14 protein-coding genes and 2 pseudogenes are annotated in these 20,171 nt (G+C 36.0%); 13 read left to right on the forward strand and 3 right to left on the reverse strand.

All coding sequences use genetic code 11. The features are described 5' to 3' along the window. Positions 1 to 421 precede the first annotated feature (421 nt). Entirely contained in the window at positions 422 to 562 is a 141-nt protein-coding gene (locus tag Q8G36_RS11165) for a hypothetical protein (protein WP_305160232.1), read from the forward strand. A 267-nt stretch (positions 563 to 829) separates the two neighbouring features. Here the strand turns inward: Q8G36_RS11165 and Q8G36_RS11170 are convergent. Beyond that, a pseudogene (locus tag Q8G36_RS11170) lies at positions 830 to 1,230 on the reverse strand (IS5/IS1182 family transposase); the annotation flags it as partial. 563 nt (positions 1,231 to 1,793) lie between these two features. Here Q8G36_RS11170 and Q8G36_RS11175 point away from each other — a divergent pair. The 6 genes from Q8G36_RS11175 to Q8G36_RS11200 all read left to right on the forward strand — a co-directional run bounded on the left by Q8G36_RS11175 (position 1,794) and on the right by Q8G36_RS11200 (position 8,856). Then, positions 1,794 to 2,711 (forward strand): class II fructose-bisphosphate aldolase, encoded by a 918-nt coding sequence (locus Q8G36_RS11175; protein ID WP_305160233.1) that lies wholly within the window; start codon positions 1,794 to 1,796, stop codon positions 2,709 to 2,711. A gap of 146 nt (positions 2,712 to 2,857) precedes the next feature. After that, a complete protein-coding gene (tpx, locus tag Q8G36_RS11180) occupies positions 2,858 to 3,388 on the forward strand; it encodes a thiol peroxidase (RefSeq protein ID WP_305160234.1) in 531 nt (176 codons plus the stop codon). Positions 3,389 to 3,984: 596 nt separating this feature from the next. After that, positions 3,985 to 4,653, forward strand: coding sequence for a GntR family transcriptional regulator (locus Q8G36_RS11185; protein WP_305160235.1), 669 nt, complete (start codon positions 3,985 to 3,987; stop codon positions 4,651 to 4,653). A gap of 369 nt (positions 4,654 to 5,022) precedes the next feature. After that, positions 5,023 to 6,420 (forward strand): NCS1 family transporter, encoded by a 1,398-nt coding sequence (locus tag Q8G36_RS11190; protein ID WP_305160236.1) that lies wholly within the window; start codon positions 5,023 to 5,025, stop codon positions 6,418 to 6,420. Between the two features lie 131 nt (positions 6,421 to 6,551). Beyond that, complete coding sequence (allB, locus tag Q8G36_RS11195) at positions 6,552 to 7,934, forward strand: allantoinase AllB (RefSeq protein WP_305160237.1); 1,383 nt, start codon at positions 6,552 to 6,554, stop codon at positions 7,932 to 7,934. Positions 7,935 to 8,100: 166 nt separating this feature from the next. Beyond that, a complete protein-coding gene (locus Q8G36_RS11200; RefSeq protein ID WP_095391007.1) occupies positions 8,101 to 8,856 on the forward strand; it encodes an IclR family transcriptional regulator in 756 nt (251 codons plus the stop codon). Between the two features lie 149 nt (positions 8,857 to 9,005). On the opposite strand, the pseudogene Q8G36_RS29270 reads toward Q8G36_RS11200, so the two are convergent. Next, positions 9,006 to 9,160, reverse strand: a pseudogene (locus Q8G36_RS29270) (IS5/IS1182 family transposase); the annotation flags it as partial. A 670-nt stretch (positions 9,161 to 9,830) separates the two neighbouring features. On the opposite strand from Q8G36_RS29270, the gene Q8G36_RS11205 reads away from it, so the two are divergent. The 6 genes from Q8G36_RS11205 (at position 9,831) to Q8G36_RS11230 (ending at position 17,383) form a co-directional block, all read left to right on the forward strand. Then, positions 9,831 to 10,655, forward strand: a complete 825-nt coding sequence (locus Q8G36_RS11205) for a transketolase (protein WP_305160238.1) — start codon at positions 9,831 to 9,833, stop codon at positions 10,653 to 10,655. Between the two features lies 1 nt (position 10,656). After that, the gene (locus Q8G36_RS11210) at positions 10,657 to 11,604 is read left to right on the forward strand and encodes a transketolase family protein (RefSeq protein WP_305160239.1); all 948 of its coding nucleotides are present in this window, start codon (positions 10,657 to 10,659) and stop codon (positions 11,602 to 11,604) included. Between the two features lie 33 nt (positions 11,605 to 11,637). Then, positions 11,638 to 13,092, forward strand: a complete 1,455-nt coding sequence (locus Q8G36_RS11215) for a four-carbon acid sugar kinase family protein (protein ID WP_305160240.1) — start codon at positions 11,638 to 11,640, stop codon at positions 13,090 to 13,092. Then, positions 13,093 to 14,850, forward strand: coding sequence for a thiamine pyrophosphate-binding protein (locus Q8G36_RS11220; RefSeq protein ID WP_053533983.1), 1,758 nt, complete (start codon positions 13,093 to 13,095; stop codon positions 14,848 to 14,850). It abuts the gene before it with no gap. Between the two features lie 145 nt (positions 14,851 to 14,995). Further along, complete coding sequence (locus Q8G36_RS11225) at positions 14,996 to 15,934, forward strand: sugar phosphate isomerase/epimerase family protein (protein WP_305160241.1); 939 nt, start codon at positions 14,996 to 14,998, stop codon at positions 15,932 to 15,934. A gap of 198 nt (positions 15,935 to 16,132) precedes the next feature. Next, positions 16,133 to 17,383 (forward strand): allantoate amidohydrolase, encoded by a 1,251-nt coding sequence (locus Q8G36_RS11230; RefSeq protein ID WP_305160243.1) that lies wholly within the window; start codon positions 16,133 to 16,135, stop codon positions 17,381 to 17,383. A gap of 466 nt (positions 17,384 to 17,849) precedes the next feature. Here Q8G36_RS11230 and Q8G36_RS11235 read toward each other — a convergent pair whose 3' ends face one another. After that, positions 17,850 to 19,502 (reverse strand): PucR family transcriptional regulator, encoded by a 1,653-nt coding sequence (locus Q8G36_RS11235; RefSeq protein ID WP_305160244.1) that lies wholly within the window; start codon positions 19,500 to 19,502, stop codon positions 17,850 to 17,852. Positions 19,503 to 20,171 lie beyond the last annotated feature (669 nt).

Here is a 20,171-nt window from a genome sequence, read left to right on the forward strand (position 1 = left end):
GACCCCACAGACGCTTGCTTTGATGCGGCTTGGCAGACAGTCGGCGGAAAGGGAGCGGATTTCTGAAATCACCTGGAATGTTTTTTGAGGGTTTTAAAATTTGAGATAATCTATAGTTGAAAAGAAAAAAACCAATTTTCCTATATGGAGAGTTGGTTTTTTACGCTATTCATTTGTCGTTAATGTAAACAGACATTCTATATCTTGCTTTAGAGAAATAACGGGTGAATTAGCTTTTGATCGGAGCTTTCGCTAAGGCGGCTTTTTCTTTATATGACGGTTAGCGAAGGGCAATATGGGAAATACTAAGAGAATGAAATTGTTACTGAATTTTCAGAAAAATACATTGACGGGAAATTGTGGTTGTTATATATTATTAATAAGTTGAATTTATTGTTATATAACAGAAGGAGGAGTCAAGATGATGAACATTCATGATAAAGCCTATGAAAGTTATTTGAAGATTTGTGAAAGGTATGGAATCGAGTCGATAAACTTCGACCACTTCATCAAAAATTTAACCAAAGATCAGTTGGATGAATACAGTAAATTAGCCGTTTAAATGAAAGGGCGTGATTGCACAAGATGGACCTCCCGGTTGATGTAGATGTAGAAGCCAGTTAAAAACCCCACCAGTTGCTATGGGAACAGGTGGGGTTTTGTCATGTGTTTTAAGAGCTTATTTTTAATTAATAGGATAACTAGACTGACGAATAATCTTTTGCTTTGATACAAGTAGCGATAGCCATTTTAGTTTCATTTAAAAGGATTAAGTCTACTGGATATATATTCTCTGTATCTTGCCATACTATGTGCGGTGAAAGAAGTTCAAGAAATGCCGTATCACTTTTTGATGGTCTTTGCTTTCTGTAAACTGTGATAAAGATGTGCATGTTGCACAGATGTGTTTTGGCGATTTATACTCTCGATAGCCCTCTTTATTTGTTGTTGAGTACTTTATAGCTCGCCCGAAGGAAAAGGTAACAATCAAAATGTTCATCGTATTCATGGTCATGTTTGCGAAAGAACCCTTCCTTTGTTCGAGGCGTGTATAGGGTAAAGCCGGTATGATTCCTTTATTAAATAGGTAGCTTGTAATTGCTGGTGTTTTATAAGCTGCAGCAAGAGCTTCCGGTTTTCCAACGTTCTTAACACTTGTTCAACAAGTGGCTCTAAGATATGACTGTCATGTGTATTTCTAGGTGTTACAAGCTTTCCCAATACAAAACCGTTGTTCTAGGTGTTCTATGATTTTCTTATAAAACCAAACAATAAAATATCAATTACTATTACATTACTAGTAAAAGGGAAGCAGTGTAATAAAATTCAGTGGGTAAGAATACAAAATTCAGAATTTTCTTGAAAGTGATTCATACACATGTTAAAATTCATTTCAGGTAAGAATATTATAAATAAGATAATATTGGAATTATGTTGAAACTCGGTTTCTTAATAAGCAACAAAAATCAATAATGAAGGACTAAAGAATCTATTTAGGAAATAAAGTCTACCGGGATTTGAAACATTAAACGACGCCTTCTTGCCTATTACCTTAAAACATCAAAAATCAGCACAATGATCGTTATACATATCGACATAACTAATCATTCTTTTTATACAAGATTTTTTGGTAATAGAAAGAAACAATGTTGCTTATTAAGGAACTGTGAGCGTTGATTAAACATCTTCAGTTTTAATATTCTTCAAATCTATTGATAAGGGGGTGAGAAAGGTAACGGAAAGGGGGTAAATGAACGAAATAAGTTAAATTATCTTTAAGGGAGTTTGAATGAATGAAAGTAAATTTAAAACCAAACAATGTTAGTTCATTAACAAAGGTACTTGCAGTAGCTACGCAAAATCAATTTGCTGTCGGTTCGTTTACTCCTAGAGCTACAAAGATGGTAGCTCCTATACTTAGAGCGGCCCAAGAAAAGAAATCTGCGGTTATTGTTCAAACTTCTGAGAGGGAGCAGGAACGATATGGAATTAATTTAGCGGAATTTAGCCAAGAGTTTTATCGTGTGATCCAAGAGGAGAATATTACGATCCCTGCTGTGTTACATTTAGATCATACGAAGGATTTCAATGTAATTGCTGAAGCCATCGAAGTTGGTTTTACATCTGTTATGATTGATGCATCAGAGCAACCATTTAGGAAAAATATTGAGATAACAAAAAAGGTTGTTGAGTATGCACATTCAAGAGGCGTAACTGTCGAAGCTGAATTAGGCAAGATAGGGACAACCGACTTTATTGAAACCGACGTTGATGAAGAGCTATTTACAGAGCCTGCAGAAGCAAAACAGTTTGTTGAAGAGACATGTATTGATGCATTAGCGGTTTCTGTCGGAACTTCACATGGGGTTTATCTTGTTAAAGATCCAAAAATTGATATTGAACGTTTAATGGAAATTCGTGCATTAACATCAGTACCTTTAGTGTTACATGGCGGTTCAGGCACACCTTCAGAGCTGATTAAGAATGCAATTCAAATTCCTAATGGTGGAATTAGTAAAGTGAATATTGCAACGGATTTAGAACATATGATGATAAAAACTCTTAATCGAGAAAATCACGTTACAGAAAAAGAGTGGTCGGAACTACCGACTGAAACAGTGACTTTAGTCCAAAACGCAGTTCAGAACGTAGTAAAAGAAAAAATTGAAAACTTTTTAATAAGTAGTGATAGCGCTTCTTACTATGTTTAAGAAGTAATATGATACTAACTTTGAAATGTACCCCTTATTTAGACACATAGATAAACCCTTTAACCACATAATAGATGGCTATACCACTTATCGTTGAAGATAACTTTTTTTAGAAGAATTGCTAAGTTAATAGGAGGAAAAATAATATGTCTTTAGAAAGATCAAGTATAGTAACATTTGCTGGTAATCCAGTTACGTTAATTGGGAGTGAAATTCGTGTTGGTGATAATGCGCCAAATTTTGAAGTATTAGCAAACGATCTTTCAAAAGTTACACTTGAAGATTCAAAAGGGAAAGTCCGCCTTATTTCATGTGTTCCCTCTCTTGATACAGGAGTATGTGACGCACAAACACGGAAGTTTAACCAATTAGCTAGCAATCTAGGAAATGATGTAGAAGTGTTAACAATTAGTGTAGATCTTCCATTTGCACAAAAAAGATGGTGTGGAGCAGCAGGAATAGAACAAGCCCAAACCCTTTCAGATCATTTTAAGATGTCATTTGGAACAGCTTATGGCACATATATAAAGGAACATCGTTTAGAATGCCGTGCAGTATTCGTTGTAGATGAAAAAGATGTCGTACAGTATGTTGAATACGTTCCGGAAATTACGGAACACCCGAACTATGAAGCAGCTATAAAAGCAATTAAGTCTTTTATAAAAGTTAAAAAGTGATATTAGTAAGCAATATACACTATGTTTAAAGAACGCATATTGTTTTTCATTAATCCTAAGAAGTAAAATGTTTACGGCATTAAAATCTTTTTTTCTCAGTTTATTTTATAATAGAAAGGCTGCCTTACAAAAGGTCAGCCTCTTCTCCTATATGGTTTTAATAATGGGGTGGTGAGGTGCAAAAAGTTGTTATTAATAGGCTTAAAGTTAAAAACTGCATCCTGCTATGATAATAGTATTTAATTTTTGTTAATAAAGGGTTTGATAATATTCTGAATTTTATAATTTTTTCGTTGGAAAACTAAGGTAGTGGTGATAGTATAAAAAAGTGAAGAATTTATTAAATATAGAATAAAATGTTATATTTTACTCATTTATTGGAACGTTGTTGCCTATTAAGGGACAAAAAGGGTAGCTAGACTTTTTGAATTTTGGCAATGATCTTTAAAACAGACAGAATGATGTATTTTAAACAACTTAATTTAAATGATCAGGTTATATAAAATTTAGTACAATCATCCAATTCAAATTTTTTTACCCAGTATTGTATACAATACTGCATTCAATTTTGAATTCTTCTTGAGGAGAGGTATAAAGTGTTGAATAGTTTAGAAATAGATATCTATAAAAAAATCAAGCAAGCTATTATCCAGCAAAAGCTTCGGCCAAATATGCAACTAATAGAAAAGGATCTTGCTGAATCGTTTGGGGTAAGCCGTACCCCTGTTCGAAATGTTCTGCGCAGATTGGAATATGAAAAATTAGTGAAAATTAAAGAACATAAAGGGACCTTTGTCTCTTGTTCAACAATTGAAGAAGCCAAAGAAGTATTTGAAATGAGGAGAATCTTAGAAGGGGAAGCAGTGCGAAGAGCATGCAGACTCTCTAATGAGGAACAATTACAAGAACTAGAGACTCTAGTTGAAGAAGAACGACATATTTATGGTAGTCTGGATTTTTATGAGTCTTTAAAAATATCTGGGGATTTTCATTTGAAAATAGCTGAAATCGCAGGAAATTCGTATTTTTATCAATATCTCGAAGACTTAATTTCCCTAACTTATGTAATTATAGCAATCTATGGAAGGGGAAAAATGGAAACATGTGGTTCTCACGATCATTTGCAAATTTTTAATGCCATTAAGCAAAGGGATGTTGATCTTGCAGAACGCTTATCTCTCATTCATCTTAATGAAATTGAGTCGAATCTTCATTTTAATGAGGAATTACAGATCTCGTCTTCCTTGTCAGATATATTTCTTTAATTGTAAATTGATATATGATTATTGAAAGCGCTTACTAATGGGGGTTTTTAAGGAGGTGATACAGTCCTTCGAAAGCATTTTCGAATTTTAAAGTAGTTGTCATGTTGTTTTTTTTGCGATTTTAAAGAAACCCTGTTGCTTAATGTGCGACGATTCTCGAGTCAAACACAATAAGATGGTGGAGGATCGATGGAAAATAGTACTTTTAACAAAACAAATTCGCATGTTAATTCCTGTGAATGAAGAACAGAAAAGACCACTTAGAAGGAAGTTTGTATCATATCATAGCCTTGGCAAACATCTAAGACCTAACTTGTTAACCAATGCATTAAAATGCGGCAAAACAATAAAAAAGGGGTTGGATGTATCATGTCTACAAATTTAGAAAGTTACGTTCCACAAGAAACGCAGATCCAACATGATACGGGTGTGGATGAATCACTTAATCCGAAAACCGAGGAAGGTAGGACGGTAAGTCCGTTAGACTATATTTTCATGTGGGTTGGTGACGGTGTTAATCTAGGTAATATGACGCTTGGAGCCAGTATGATTGTAGCGGGAATCGCTACGTTAAACATCTTTCAGACATTTGCCGCAGCTATCATGGCAATTGGTATCATTTCAACTGTTTTTGCTTTAAATGACAGGCTCGGATACAGAACGGGAATACCATATGTTGTACAGCTTAGAATGTCCTTTGGGCTGAAAGGTTCCGTAATATCATCACTGATGCGCGGTATTCCCGCCATCGTTTGGTACGGTTTTCAAAGTTGGATTGGCGGAACTGCCTTAAATGAAATGGCGAAGATTATGACGGGCGGCTCCTTTGATAATGTTGCCATTTGCTTTGTAGTGCTACAGTTGGTGCAAATTGGGCTCTCGCTGTATGGATTCCATGCCATTAAATGGGTGGAAACGCTTGCGTCTATTGTTATTGTAGTGGCGCTTCTCTATGTATTTGGCGTTCTACTAACGTCCTATAGAGATGTTATTGCAGAAAAATGGGTTCATGCAGAAGGATCATGGGGCTTACCTTTCTTTGCATTGATCATGATGTTTATGGGAAATTATGCAGCTATCTTTTTAAGTGCAGCGGACTATTCAAGAGAGCTAAAATCTGGTATTAGCGACACAAAACGCGGGTTTTTGTACTTTCTTCCTATTTTAATAGCGTACGGCTTGACACTTGCAATCGGTGGAATGCTTGCTTCCGCAACCGGCATCAACAATCCTGTGAAAGCGTTCGCAGTCGTGGTGGATAACTCTTATATTACACTCTTTGTATCGGCATTTATTGTTTTGGGTGCGGTTGCAGTAAACATGGTTGCCAATATTATTCCGCCAACCTATGTTATTACATTGCTTACAAAAATGAAATATAAACCTGCAGTTACCATAACCGGACTGCTTGCATTTTGCTCATTCCCTTGGGTTCTTGTGCAGGATTCTTCGGCAAAGGGTCTTGGAATTTTCATTCTTATATATTCCGCATTTTTAGGACCGATTGTTTCTATATTATTAGTCGAATATTATATATTAAGAAAGCAAAGGGTAAATGTTGCAGATCTGTATAAGGAAGACGGTCCATTTGCCGGGTATAATCCAGCAGCGGTGCTTGCATTGCTTATCGGCGCCGGTGCAGCCTTTGTGAAAGTGGAGCTTGCTTGGATTATCGGCGTTGTTGTGGCAGGTATTGCCTATTTGCTTTTGATGAAATTTGCATTTAAAGATTCAAAATTCAAAAAGGGTACTATTTTTGAAAAGTAAACCTGTATTTCTATTTCCAGGGGTTATTCTCTCTGTCCATTTATAATGGATTGATGCAATCTGGGGGTGAAATAAACAAGGCAGTTGAGCAATGTCAATATACAGAAAATTGCGAAAAAGGGGTTGGGAGAATGAAGTTTGATTTAGTTATAAAGAACGGAAATGTAGTAATTGAAAATACAGTAGAACAACTAGATATCGGTATACTCAATGGTAAAATCGCAGAAATTTCAAAAGAAATAGTCGGAGAATCTGCTGAAATTATAGATGCTTCTCATCAATATGTCATGCCTGGGATGATAGATGCCCATGTCCATATTTGCGAGCCAGGCAGAACGGAGTGGGAAGGGTTTGTAACAGGAACTCAAGCACTAGCTGCAGGAGGGACAACATCATTTGTCGATATGCCATTAAACGCTTTGCCGGCAACGACTACAAAGAGGTCACTGCATTTAAAATTAAAATCTGCTGAAAATAAGGCGTATGTTGATTATGCTTTGTATGGTGGATTAGTGCCTGATAATCTCCAAGATTTAGAGGACCTTTCTAACGAAGGTGTTGTGGCCTTCAAATGTTTTATGGCAACATGTGGTAGTGAGGAAATTGGAGATTTTAAAAATGTTGATGATTTTACCCTATTTCAAGGTATGAAAAAACTATCAGAATTGGGGCATATTTTATCTATACATGCTGAGAATGCAGAGCTTACTGATAAACTGGCAATTGAAAAGAAAAAACAAGGGAAGACAACAGCAAGAGATTATGTAGAGTCCCGCCCCATTTTTACTGAGGTTGATGCTGTAAAACGTGCTTTGTTATTGGGTAAAGAGACTGGATGTAAATTACATTTTGTTCATATTAGCAGTGAAGAGGCTGTTGAAGAAATCCTTAAAGCACGTAAACTAGGACAAGAGGTTACGATAGAATCGTGTCCTCACTATTTCACGTTAGATATGGAAACCTTTGAAAGGATAGGACCTGTTGCGAAATGCGCTCCACCGCTTCGCACTAAAACAGAACAAGATAAATTATGGGAAGCTCTTAAGGAAGGGAAAATTGATATCCTGGCCTCAGACCATTCCCCATGTCCTCCAGAAATGAAGCAGAGCAACACCAATAATATGTTTGATGTGTGGGGAGGGATTAGTGGCTGCCAAAATAATGTTGATTTAATGTTTGACGAGGCAGTTAAGAATCGTGGGGTTTCTGTAAGTGATTTTTCAAAGATGATTGCGACAAAACCTGCAGAAATATTTAACTTAAGAAATAAAGGAAGCATTAAAGTTTCCTATGACGCTGATATCATTCTCCTTGATCCAAATAAATCATACACCATTCAGCCAGAAGATTTGTATTACCGTCATCAACAAAGCCCTTATGTTGGAAGAAAGATTAACTGCCGAGTGACGAAAACGTTTGTAAGGGGACAACTAGTATTTGATTTTGAAAAAGGGATTGTAAGTCATCCAATTGGGAAGTTCATTTCGGCAAAAAGTAGTTTCGTACAAGCATAAAGTTATGTAAAGAAGGTTGACCTAAAAGGGCATTTAAGTTGCTCTTAATGGCGTCATACCTTCTTTTTGTTATATTTTTTCAATGGTATTATGTCTGTGGATTGCTCTTGTGGTAAGATAAAGAAACAGGATCAGTAATATAGGATTTAATCGGAGGTTAATATAAATGGTTAAGTCAGTAGATAGGGCGTTAACAATTATTTCATTAGTGAGCAAGCGTAAAGAAGGGATTGGGGTTACTGAGCTGGCCTCCAACCTAGATTTAAATAAAAGCTCTATATTCAGATTATTAAGTACTCTTGTAGATCATGGATTCATCGAACAAAATCCTGAAACTAAAAAATATAGATTAGGCTATAAATATTTAGAATTAAGTTCGATGCTACTTGAATCTATTGACTTGAGAACTCAAGCTAAACCTTTTCTGGAAGAGTTAGAATCACATATTAATGAAGTGATCCACTTGACCGTATATGATCAAGGAGAGGTAATCTATATTGAAAAACTTGAGGGAAGTGAAACCCTTAGAACACATTCACAAGTAGGAAGACGGGCCCCAATGCATTGTACGGCAGTTGGGAAGGTAATCTTAGCCCATCTGCCATTAAATGAGATCGTAGATATAATTGACAAGCATGGTTTACCAAAACATACTGAACAAACGATTATAGATAAAGAATCTTTTTTTAAAGAATTGGGAAAAATAAGGAACGAAGGTATTGGTAGGGAAATTGAAGAAAATGAACAAGGAATCACCTGTATTGCAGCGCCAATTTTTGATAATCGGAAGAAAATTACCGCTGCTGTTAGTATATCAGGACCAAGCATACGAATGACTGAAGAAAGATTAACTGAAATTAAACCAATTATAATGGATATTGGTAAAAAGATTTCCAAAAGGCTTGGTTACACAGATAATTAAATAATGTGAAAAAAGAATTGGTATAAGACCAATTCTTTTTTTGTGGACAAAAGGGATTCGGGATTTTTCCTTCCTTATCACATTTATCAGGTGGAAAAGGCTTCTTTCCATGGTTTTTCCAATCCTTGATTTATTTCATCTTGAAGGCATCCTACCTCTGAATACAAACCTTTCACCAAGTCATAAATGAAAGTGAAATCAATGGCAGCCTCCATTTTACGAACCTAATTGTTCGGTGGCACCAGTTGATCTAAATAATCATTTCAAGTTGATCTCGCTGAATAGAATCATGTTTGGAAAGCATCCTCATCACCTCAAGTTTTAATCCTTCTATTTTAAAACAAATATGACTCTAGGCAAAAGTGTTCTATCTAAAAGGTAAGACAAAGTTGATTGGAACGGAAGGTACGAGACTCCTGCGGGAAAATTGCGTCTAGGTGAGACCCCGCAGGCGAAAGCCGAGGAGGCTCACCGACCGCCCGCGGAAAGCGAGTGCCTGGAGTGGAAATAAACGTCAAATTGTACACGCCAAAAAAATAGACAAACTCGATTTTCATCGAGTTTGTTTACAGTCTGAAAGAATTGGTATAAGACCAATTCTTTTTTTTGTAGACAAAAGGGTTTCTAAAAAGTTAAAACAAAGTTGATTGGAACGGAGGGTGCGATACTTCTGCGGGAAAAGCGAGTGCCCGGAGAGGAAATCAACATTCAAATTGTCTACAGTCTGAAAGAATGTATAAGACCAATTCTTTTTTTTGTAGAATTCAAGTTTATCTTCAAATAGGCACTTTGATCTTTTGTCCTTCGAAAAATTTTTATAAAAAATTTAATGGTAAAATACTTGAAATATTCAAAAAACGGTGATAATATCAAAATAAGAAACATGGTTAGTTAATAAGCAACAGAATATTTATTTTTTTAATTATTTAATGAAACTACGTTGCTTATTACGCGACTAAAAGGAGGAGTAAAAAGTGGATTTTTCTAAAGAGAAAGGCGAATTTTATAATAATCTAACGAAAACAATTCGCCGGCACATAGTTAAAATGACGAACCATGCTGGAAGTGGTCATCCCGGTGGTTCTTTATCAGCAACTGAACTAATGTCCGTCCTATTTTTTGAACACATGAATGTTGATCCTAACAACCCAGATTGGCAAGACCGAGATTGTTTCTTCCTATCTAAGGGTCATTGTACACCTGTATTTTATTCAGTATTAGCTGAAAAAGGTTTCTTCCCGGTTGAAGAGTTAATGACATTCAGGGATGTTGACGGTAGGTTACATGGACATCCATGTGGAGAGCATATTCCAGGTGTAGACATATCTTCAGGATCACTTGGTCAAGGATTATCAGTAGCTAATGGTGTTGGATTAATTGCAAAACTAGATGGTAGCAATAGAAGATCATATTGCATGATTGGTGATGGAGAATTACAAGAAGGTCAAGTATGGGAAGCGGCAATGACAACTGCACATTACAATCTTGATAACGTTTGTGCGATTATCGACTGGAACAAAATTCAACTTGATGATTTTGTTGAAAATGTAAAAGGTGTAAAAAATCTTGGTGATAAATTTAGAGCTTTCGGTTGGCACGTTGTTGAAATTGATGGTCATGATATTCATGCAGTTAATGAAGCATATAAAGAAGCTAAACGCACTAAAGGCAGACCTACTGCAATTCTAGCTCATACGGTTAAAGGCAAGGGAGTTTCATTTATGGAAGATACACATGATTGGCATGGAATGGCTCCGAATGATGAGCAATTAGAAATCGCTTTAAAGGAGTTGGCTTAAGATGGTAAATCAAGAAGCACCACGTAAAGGTTTTGCTGATGCACTAATTAGACTTGGAGAAAAACATGACAATTTAGTGGTACTTGACGCGGACTGCGCAAAATCAAATATGACAAATCTATATAAAAATAGATTTCCAGAACGCTTTTTCAACATCGGTATTTCTGAATGTGATCTAGTAGGTACTGCAGCTGGTATGGCAGTAGCAGGTAAAGTGCCATTTGCGAATGCTTATGCAAACTTCCTTACTGGGCGTGCATTTGATCAAATGAGAATTTCTGTATGTTATTCAAATAACAATGTGAAAATTGTCGGTCATAACGCTGGTACATCAGCTGCTCAAGAAGGTGCAACACATTTACCGCTTGAAGATATTTCATTAATGCGCTCACTTCCACGTATGACTGTAATTGTTCCAGCAGATGCGGTTGAAATGGAAAAAGCAGTAGAAGCTGCTTATTACCATGACGGACCAATTTACCTGCGTGTTGGCAAATTACCAGTACCGATCGTTACAAAAAAAGAAGAACCATTCAAAATAGGTAAAGCAATTAAATACCGTGAAGGATCTGATATTACAATCATCAGTACTGGGATAATGCTTGATGAATCACTAAAAGCAGTAGGTGAATTGGAAAAGCAAGGTGTAAGCGCTGAACTTTTACACATTCATACAATTAAACCTATTGATAAAGAAGCCATTATTGCATCTGCTGCGAAAACAAAACATGTTATCACAGTTGAAGAGCATTCAATTATAGGTGGATTAGGTAGTGCTGTTGCTGAAGTATTATCAGAAAGCCAACCAGCTAAATTAAGACGAATCGGTACAAATGATCGTTTTGGAGTTTCTGGAAAAATGGATGAATTACTTGATTTCTTTGAATTAAGAGCACACCGTATTGTTTCTACTGCAAATGAATTATTAGGGCATAGAGTAACTAGCTAATCACATTTTTAGATAATGAAAGGGGGAGGGTTTTTGTCAAACGCAACCCAATATCTAAGTTTAAAGGATACTTTAGACCTCTTCTCTAAATCGGATGACAGCCTTCGTGCTGAAATCAAAGCTCATTTAAATCAAACAAAACATAAGTTTATCGTTTTAGATGATGATCCAACCGGTGTCCAAACGGTACATGATATTTTTGTCATCACGGACTGGGGAAAAGACTGGATTAAAAAAGGATTATCTGATGAGAGAAGTGTACTTTATATTTTAACAAACACAAGAAGTTATAATGCAGAAAAGACGGAAAACATCAATAGGGAGATTGTCCAAAACATTGTTGACGTTACTAAGGAAATGGGCATTAATTATTCAATTATCAGTAGAAGTGACTCAACATTAAGAGGGCATTATCCACTTGAAATTGATGTGCTCCAAGATGAATTATTAAAAACTGCTGATGTACAAATTTCAGGTCATTTAATCATACCGGCTTTTTTTGAAGCACATCGTTACACCATAGATAATATTCATTATTTAGGTATGGATGGTCAGCTTGTCCCAGTAAATGAAACAGAATTTGCGAATGATTCCGTTTTCGGTTTCAATACTGCTAATTTGCCGAAATGGATTGAAGAGAAGACAAATGGAAGCGTAGCTTCAGAGTCAGCATTAATCATTTCACTGGAAGATATTCATAATGGCGGCATTGATAGAGTTTATGAGATTTTACTATCTGCTAACAATAATACTCCTATTATAGTAAATGCTAAATCTTATTATGATTTGGACATCGTATCATTAGCTGTCCTTAAAGCAATTGATTCTGGCAAGCAATTCTTGTTTAGAACTGCAGCATCTATTGTAAAATCGATTGCGGGAATTCAGGATCGTCCATATTTATCAGCTAATGAGATTGTTTCAAATGATGAAAGCCAAAACAATGGTGGATTTATTATAGTAGGTTCTCACACGAATAAAACTACGGAACAAATTAAGGAACTAATGAATAAATACCCGATTGAACAAATCGAAATGAATGTTGTGAAAGTTCTAAATAAAGAAACAAGAATTGAAGAGCTAACACGAGTATGTCAATTAGTAGACCAAAATATTTCTTCTAATCGCGATACGCTTGTATATACGAGTAGAGATTTAATTAGTGCGAAAGATAAGGAAGAAAACTTAAAGATCAGTCAAACTGTTTCAAGTTCTTTAGTTAAAGTTATTCGCTCACTAAAAGTAAAGCCGAAATTCATCATTGCAAAAGGTGGTATAACTTCGAGTGATGTGGCAACTGACGGCTTAGATATTAAATATGCAAAAATTTTAGGGCAAGCGATCGCCGGTGTTCCAGTATGGTTAACCGGAAGTGAAGCTAAGTTCAAAGATACACCTTATATCGTATTTCCAGGCAACGTTGGGGATAAAGATTCAATTGCTCAAATCTTTGAAAATATAAAAAAGGATCAAAAGGGAGAGATATAAATGGCTAAACAAAAAATGACAGCTGCTGAGTTAATTGCCTTGTACTTAGAAAAAAGGGGAGTGAAACATGTTTATGGTGTACCGGGAGCTGCAATTTTACCATTCTATGATGCAGTAAAAGAATTAACTAAAATTGAATCATATATTGTTCGTCACGAGCAAACGGGTGCTTTCATGGCTGATGGTTATTCAAGAGCAACTGGTGAAGTAGGCGTATGTGCTGCCACATCAGGTCCTGGTGGAACTAACTTCTTAACTGGCCTTTACGGTGCATGGATGGATTCCATTCCAATGATAGCCATTACCGGTCAACAAAAAAATAGTTTAATTGGAACCATGCAATTCCAAGAAGCGCCTATCGTTGAAATGGCAAAGCCTGTAACGAAAGCTGCATACCGTTTAACTGACGGTTCGAAAGCTGCTGAATTTATCCATGAAGCATGGGTAACAGCTACTACTGGCAGAAAAGGTCCAGTTCTTCTTGATTTACCAGTTGATCAACAAAAAGTTGAAATAGAAGTCGACTTAGATGTGCTTATCGGTTCTACTCCAGTCGATAACTTACCACAAGCTTCTGACGCTGATATAGAGAAAACATTAGAATTATTAAAAGATGCTAAAAGACCGGTCTTACTTTCTGGTGGAGGGGTCAACATTGCAAACGCTACCATTGAATTAAAAGCGTTAGCTGAAGAACTGCAAATCCCTGTAGTAACTTCTGGCATGGGGATGGATACTTTCCCTAACGATCACCCTTTATTCGCTGGACGTATGGGAACGATGCTTGATACTCCATTCGGTAACAAAACAATTGTTGAAGCTGACTTAGTAATCAACCTTGCCGGACGTTTCGCTGATCGTTCAACTGGTAATGTTTCGGTATTCACACAAAACGGTAAGAAAATTATCCACGTAAATCTTGATAATAAGGAAATTGGTAAAGTTGTACCAACGATTTTAGGTATCGTTTCTGATGTTAAAACATTCATGGTTAAACTTGCAGAAGCCCATAAAGCACTTGGTGCTCATGTAGCTGCAACTGCCGAAGTAGGTACTAGAGTTAACTTAACTGAAGAGCGTAAGAAATGGGCACGTAAAACGGATTACACAACACTTCCAATCAGACAAGAGCGTGCATTGCGAGAACTTCGTGAATTCTTAGATCGCGATGCCTTCGTATCACATGACTGCGGTATCAGCCAAATCTGGTCCTCTCAATTATTTGAAACGTATGTACCAAGAACATACTTATTAACTGGTGGTGCGGGGACAATGGGGTGGGGCCTTGGTGCAGCAATGGCAGCGAAACTTGCATTTCCTGAAAGACAAAGTGTAAACATCCTTGGTGATGGAAGCTTAGGGATGTCATTACAAGATATTGCTACAGCTGCAAAACATGATATTCCGGTCATTATTTTCTGTATGAATAACTCATTAATGGGATTGATTCGTCAACAACAAAACTGGTTCTATAATGAACGCCAAATTTCTACGGACTTAATTTACAAAAATGAATTATGTGATAATGAAGAGCGAGGAATCGACTTTGTTAAAACGGCTGAAGGTATGGGTGTTCGTGGTGAGCTTGTTACACATTATGATGATATCAAACCAGCTCTACAACGTGCAGTTGACTCAGGTAAACCATATTTAATCGAAGTTATAGTTGATCCAGATCCTAAGAACGCATGCGAATTCTCTAACAACGGTGCACTTAACGGATTCAAATACTCTGAAAAAATTGATTATTCTAAATAATCATCACTTTTGATGGGAGTGATTTTTTTGAAGCAATGGGATATAACCTATTGCTTCAAAAAACATATTAGTAATAAAAAGTAGTATTGACTGTACTTAAATAATAGGTTCATTAAAGGAGGGAAGCCGAAAAATCGGCGACACAATGTCAGCAAATCTTCATAATTCTATGAAAGTCGGAATTGTTCACTTTATGGCTTATCCGGAAACAATGGGTGGAGATGGTCCAGCTGTTGAAACAATTAAGAAAATTGTACAAGATGATTTTTTCTCTGGAATTGAAATTACATCCATTAACAATCCTGAAGAACGTAAAGAGGCTACTCAAATTTTACAATCTGGTGGAATGAATGTAGGATTTGGTGCACAACCGATTCTATTAAGAAACAAAGGAAACCTTAATTCTTTTGATGAAGCTGAGCGTAGAAGGGCTATCGATTTAGTAAAAGGCGGAATTGACCAAGCTTACGAAGTAAATGCTGCTAAACTTGGTTTCTTAAGTGGGGCTAAACCAGATACTCAACAAGATGTTGCCTTACAATTACTAACGAATTCTATCAAAGAATTATGCGATTATGCAAAATCTAAAGGTGATTTAGTACTCTCACTTGAAACATTTGATGATGAGACTGATAAGAAATGTCTAATCGGTTCGAATAAACTTGCTGTTGAAGTTGCAAAAGAAGTTCGTAAAGTAGATCCCACTTTCGGTTTAATGCTTGATTTAAGTCATTTACCAATGCAACGTGAAACGTCTCATGATGCATTAACGGTTGCTCGTGATTATATTAACCATGCCCATATCGGAAATTGCTATATTAAAGATACTTCTGATCCTGCTTACGGCGATCAGCATCCGCGTTTCGGATATCCAGGAAGTGAAGTTGATGTTTCTGAATTAGCAGAGTATTTACGATCTCTATTAGAAATTGGTTACATCGGTGAAGGCATAAAGAATATGGTCGCTTTTGAAGTAAAACCTGTCGGTACAGAATCATCAGATATTGTAATTGCACAGTCAAAACGTACTCTCGTTGATGCATGGTCATTATTACATTCAAAAAAAGGGCGTTTAGTTAGTTAGCTTATATATATGTACGATATGTATTAAACGGTGACAAGTGCTTTTGCTTGTCGCCGTTTAATCTAACTTTTAATTAGCTTATCATGCAGAATTCCTATTGAGCAACGACTAAATGTGTTAATATGACTTTGCATTAAGTAACTGGATTTAAATAACAAAAATTTTTCTTAGAGATTAAATTGGCAGGGAAGTGATCGATTGGTTAAACTTCAGAAGGATGTTGATGCTATAAGAATCAACACTAGAACCGAAGAACTTGCTGCTTGTTCATCCACATCTGTTGGTGTCACTAGACTACCTTTCACAGTGGAAAGTTTAAAAGCAGAAAGTCTAGTTGAAGAGTGGATGAAAGCAGCTGGGATGACGGTAAGAAAAGATGCTCTTAATAATATAATCGGACGTTATGAAGGGAAAGATCCTACAGCTCCAGTTTTAATGATTGGTTCACATTTAGATAGCGTGATTGAAGCAGGTAAATATGATGGTATTCTAGGTGTAATAACTGGAATCGAAGTTGTTCAAACTCTTAAGGATAATGGCATTATATTATACAATCCAATCGAAGTGGTAGGTTTTTGTGATGAGGAAGGAGTAAGGTTTCACTCAACTTTCCTTGGTAGTAAAGCAATTGCAGGAACTTTTACTGCTGAAGATTTAGAAAGAGCAGATGAACAAGGAATAACAATTGCTGAAGCGTTAAAAGGAATTGGTATTGCTGACCCATATGCTTATAAAAACGCTAGTCGTACTCCAGAAGAACTTCTCGCTTATTTGGAACTCCATATCGAACAGGGGCCTGTGCTTGAGAAGGAGAATGAACCTGTTGGCATAGTTCGTGGGATTGCTGGTGCTACAAGATTTTATTTTGAAATTATCGGGAAACCTGGACATGCAGGGACAGTTCCTGTTGCCCTTAGACAAGATGCGCTTTTAGGAGCTAGTGATCTCATTTCCTACATTGAGAACATCGCTATCCAAAATGAACCGTTAGTGGCGACTATCGGTAAACTTACTGTAAGCCCTGGTGCTAGTAATGTAATACCTGGCCTTGTAACAGGGACGCTGGATATCCGTGATTTAAATGTGGATCGTAAGAAAAAAGCCATTGATGCTATATTAACTGAAAGTGAAAGAGTAGCAAAAGCTAGAGGACTCCAAATTCATTTTGAACAGGTCATGGAAGCCGATCCTGTATACTGTGATGAACAATTGATTAAAGTAATCGAGGAGTCCATTAGCGAACTGGATGGTAGTGCTATCAGTCTTGTAAGCGGTGCTGGTCACGATGCAATGGCTATGGCGGATGTAACGAAAGTTGCAATGATTTTCGTTCGTTGTAAAGATGGTCTTAGTCATCATCCTGATGAATTCGTTACTGTAGAAGATATGGGTACAGGAGCTAGAGTTCTTTACTCTACAGTAATTAAGATAGCCACAAAACAATATTGAGGGACTTATAAGATTTTGTAGAGAATATAAGACTATAAACTAAAAGAGAACTTACAAAAAACTCGTGATCCGACTGTATCGGATCACGAGTTTTTTCAAAATGAATACATTTCAATTAGTACCTCTTGAACAAATCAGTCAACTGTTATCAGAAGCATTTTCCTATAAGATTGAATCCTTCGAAAAGCTCATTCGATAAGAAATATATTTAAGACAGAGATCCTTCATGCGATGAAACAGTCATGCGTATCGACTCAGATCCAATGGTTACAAAAGGAGTTCTGTATGGAATCTTTATCATGTTCATAAAAAAGCCACTGAAATTCCTGGATTCCTTCATAATCCAAGGATTCTGTAGCGTCACTTCCAGAAAAAAAGTCGAGAGTTACTCATCATATTGATCTCTGTCTGAGTGGGCAGTTTACCTTCAGTCAATATCTGCTTTAGTAGTAATTACAATAACTCATTAATCACTGTTACCCCTGAAAATTGAACTCATGAGTAAAGCTATACGTAAATGAAGTGAGTTTTTTGCATCATGAACGGAATAATTCAACATGTCCTCACATTTGGCAATTCGGTATTTAACGGTATTACGGTGAACAAACAGTTTCCTGGATGTAATAGCAAGTTCACAATTATTATCCAAATATACCAATAAGGTATTAACTAAGTCTTTTTCATCTTTATTTTTCGGGTACGATAGAGAACGTAAAGTATTTTCATAAAATTTTTTTAAATCTTTTTCGGGAATTAACCGAATCAGTTCTATTAATTGCTTGGTTTCGTAAAAGTTGATAAATTTATTTTGAAACAGTTCAGCCCCATTTGTCCATGCTTCCACTGCCTCTTCGTATGTAAGGTGGATATAGGTAAGGTCATTAGAAAAGTTACCAACTCCAAACGACAACGAAATTTTTAGATTTGAATAAGCCTCATTCTGGAATTCCTTCAGCCTTTCTTCTATTATGCTTTTAATCGAATCATTAATATTCAGAGGAGCTTGCATCAAAATAACAAAATATCCATCTTTCATAAAAACGATGTTGTTAGTATCTATTTTTAAAAATGATTTATGTAAAAATTTATATAAATAGTCGTATAATCTATTCATTATGTCTGAACTTTTTTGTAAAGCGTTTTGTTTATCATCATCAATCTTACATACAATGCATACGTATTTCATATTGTCGATTAAGCCATGCTGTTTTCCCCTATGAATAATTTCTTGTTTGTTAGAAATCTTTCCATCAACAAGGGAAGCAAAAAAGTTATTTTCTAGCAAACGACTGTTTTCTCTAATAGCCTCGTTTTTAAGCAGCGTGAATGAAATGACTGTTGATGCTTGTTCTATAGCTAATTGTGAAGATGGGTATGAAAGCTTCTCAGGGTGAAGAATTAATAGAAAATAGGGATAGGGACGCATTGTTTTCACCCGAAACATTTTTATAGAAATGTCCGTATTTTGGATGTCGATAGTAAGCTGGTTTTTCTCTAGGTATGTTTCTATATCACGTTTAATTTGTTCTTGAACATTTTTCATGACGATTTTCATATTTCCTGTACGAAAATGATGGGAAAAGGATGTCACATCACCAATAGGATCAAGTAGGAGAACAGGACATTTTAATAGGGAGCCAAGATTTTCAATTAAAGAATTCAGACTGTAGCCTTTTATCATCATATTGGTAAATTCCTTGTGAATATGCATCGCATAAAATAACTCTTCAATTTGGTTATCCCATATAAAGCTTAATAATTGATGAGCAACCGCACCTAATGTTAATGTCTCTGGAATTTGAATAATTGGAAATTCTAATGAGTCAGCCAATTCGATTACATCCTGCGGTATCTTATCAATGAATCTTTTAAGTTTAATGGCAATCCCTGCACATGGAAGTTCATTAATTTGGGAAATGAGATTGCATAATGCATGAGGGTCGTTTTTAAAAGCGTATCCTGTTGTCAATAATAGGGAGTTCTTAGCTAAAAAATTGATGGCATCTGGTGTTTCTGAAATCTCAATTGATTCTACTTTCCTTTTAAGTCCGGCATGTCCAGCAATAATTTTGGCTTCTTGAAACACATCAACGATAAATAAATCTTCTACCTTTTTCATCATACACCCTCTAATTCTACATTTTGTCAGTTTTTATTACTAGAAAGGGAAGCAAACGAATCTTGTTAAATTTGGACAAAAATTTAAATGGAAATTGTTTACATCGCATAATGATTTTGTGAATGAATCCGCTTATAATCAATTGTATAGAGGATTGAAGGTTAATGAAACTGTTTTCAAGATTTTTTTTAACATTCCATAAATCCCAAGTTTTTATTATATTTAGAAACTATATTTATATTTTGAGCGCATACAATTCGCCAGTTTTTGCCTGCTCTCAAGCTATTATTTGCTCTATCATTTTTCTCAGGTACGATGCTCGCATTCGTTCATCTATATTGTTTATGTTTAAAAAGTGCAACAGAAACGAGAGGATGTGGTTAAAGGGGCTTAATTGATGGAAACGTGAAATAGTCAGTAAAAGAGTCCGAATATTTAAAAAACATTAATGAAGCAGGAGTAAACGATGAAGACCGCGGAGGAAATGCCGTACAAAACAAGATAACAGCCAAGGCTGCGCATCTCGCTTCCTGTCTTCATAAAGGTGGATGCGATTCTTTCCAAAATTGCTTGATAGAAAGTGGAATCTACTAAATCTCAAAACGATGTTCAGAATGTAATAGTTGTATTTCATTCCGAATATTTACGTTCCAACAGCCCAAAGCAAGA

The organism is Peribacillus frigoritolerans (genome assembly GCF_030676415.1).
Classification (GTDB): Bacteria; Bacillota; Bacilli; order Bacillales; family DSM-1321; genus Peribacillus; species Peribacillus frigoritolerans_A.

Excerpts from the sequence above, each read along its gene's own strand:
- Q8G36_RS11165 (WP_305160232.1), top strand. The coding sequence starts at position 422 with ATGATGAACATTCATGATAAAGCCTATGAAAGTTATTTGAAGATTTGT.
- Q8G36_RS11175 (WP_305160233.1), top strand. The coding sequence starts at position 1,794 with ATGAAAGTAAATTTAAAACCAAACAATGTTAGTTCATTAACAAAGGTA.
- tpx (WP_305160234.1), top strand. The coding sequence starts at position 2,858 with ATGTCTTTAGAAAGATCAAGTATAGTAACATTTGCTGGTAATCCAGTT.
- Q8G36_RS11190 (WP_305160236.1), top strand. The coding sequence starts at position 5,023 with ATGTCTACAAATTTAGAAAGTTACGTTCCACAAGAAACGCAGATCCAA.
- allB (WP_305160237.1), top strand. The coding sequence starts at position 6,552 with ATGAAGTTTGATTTAGTTATAAAGAACGGAAATGTAGTAATTGAAAAT.
- Q8G36_RS11200 (WP_095391007.1), top strand. The coding sequence starts at position 8,101 with ATGGTTAAGTCAGTAGATAGGGCGTTAACAATTATTTCATTAGTGAGC.
- Q8G36_RS11210 (WP_305160239.1), top strand. The coding sequence starts at position 10,657 with ATGGTAAATCAAGAAGCACCACGTAAAGGTTTTGCTGATGCACTAATT.
- Q8G36_RS11220 (WP_053533983.1), top strand. The coding sequence starts at position 13,093 with ATGGCTAAACAAAAAATGACAGCTGCTGAGTTAATTGCCTTGTACTTA.
- Q8G36_RS11225 (WP_305160241.1), top strand. The coding sequence starts at position 14,996 with ATGTCAGCAAATCTTCATAATTCTATGAAAGTCGGAATTGTTCACTTT.
- Q8G36_RS11235 (WP_305160244.1), bottom strand. The coding sequence starts at position 19,502 with ATGAAAAAGGTAGAAGATTTATTTATCGTTGATGTGTTTCAAGAAGCC.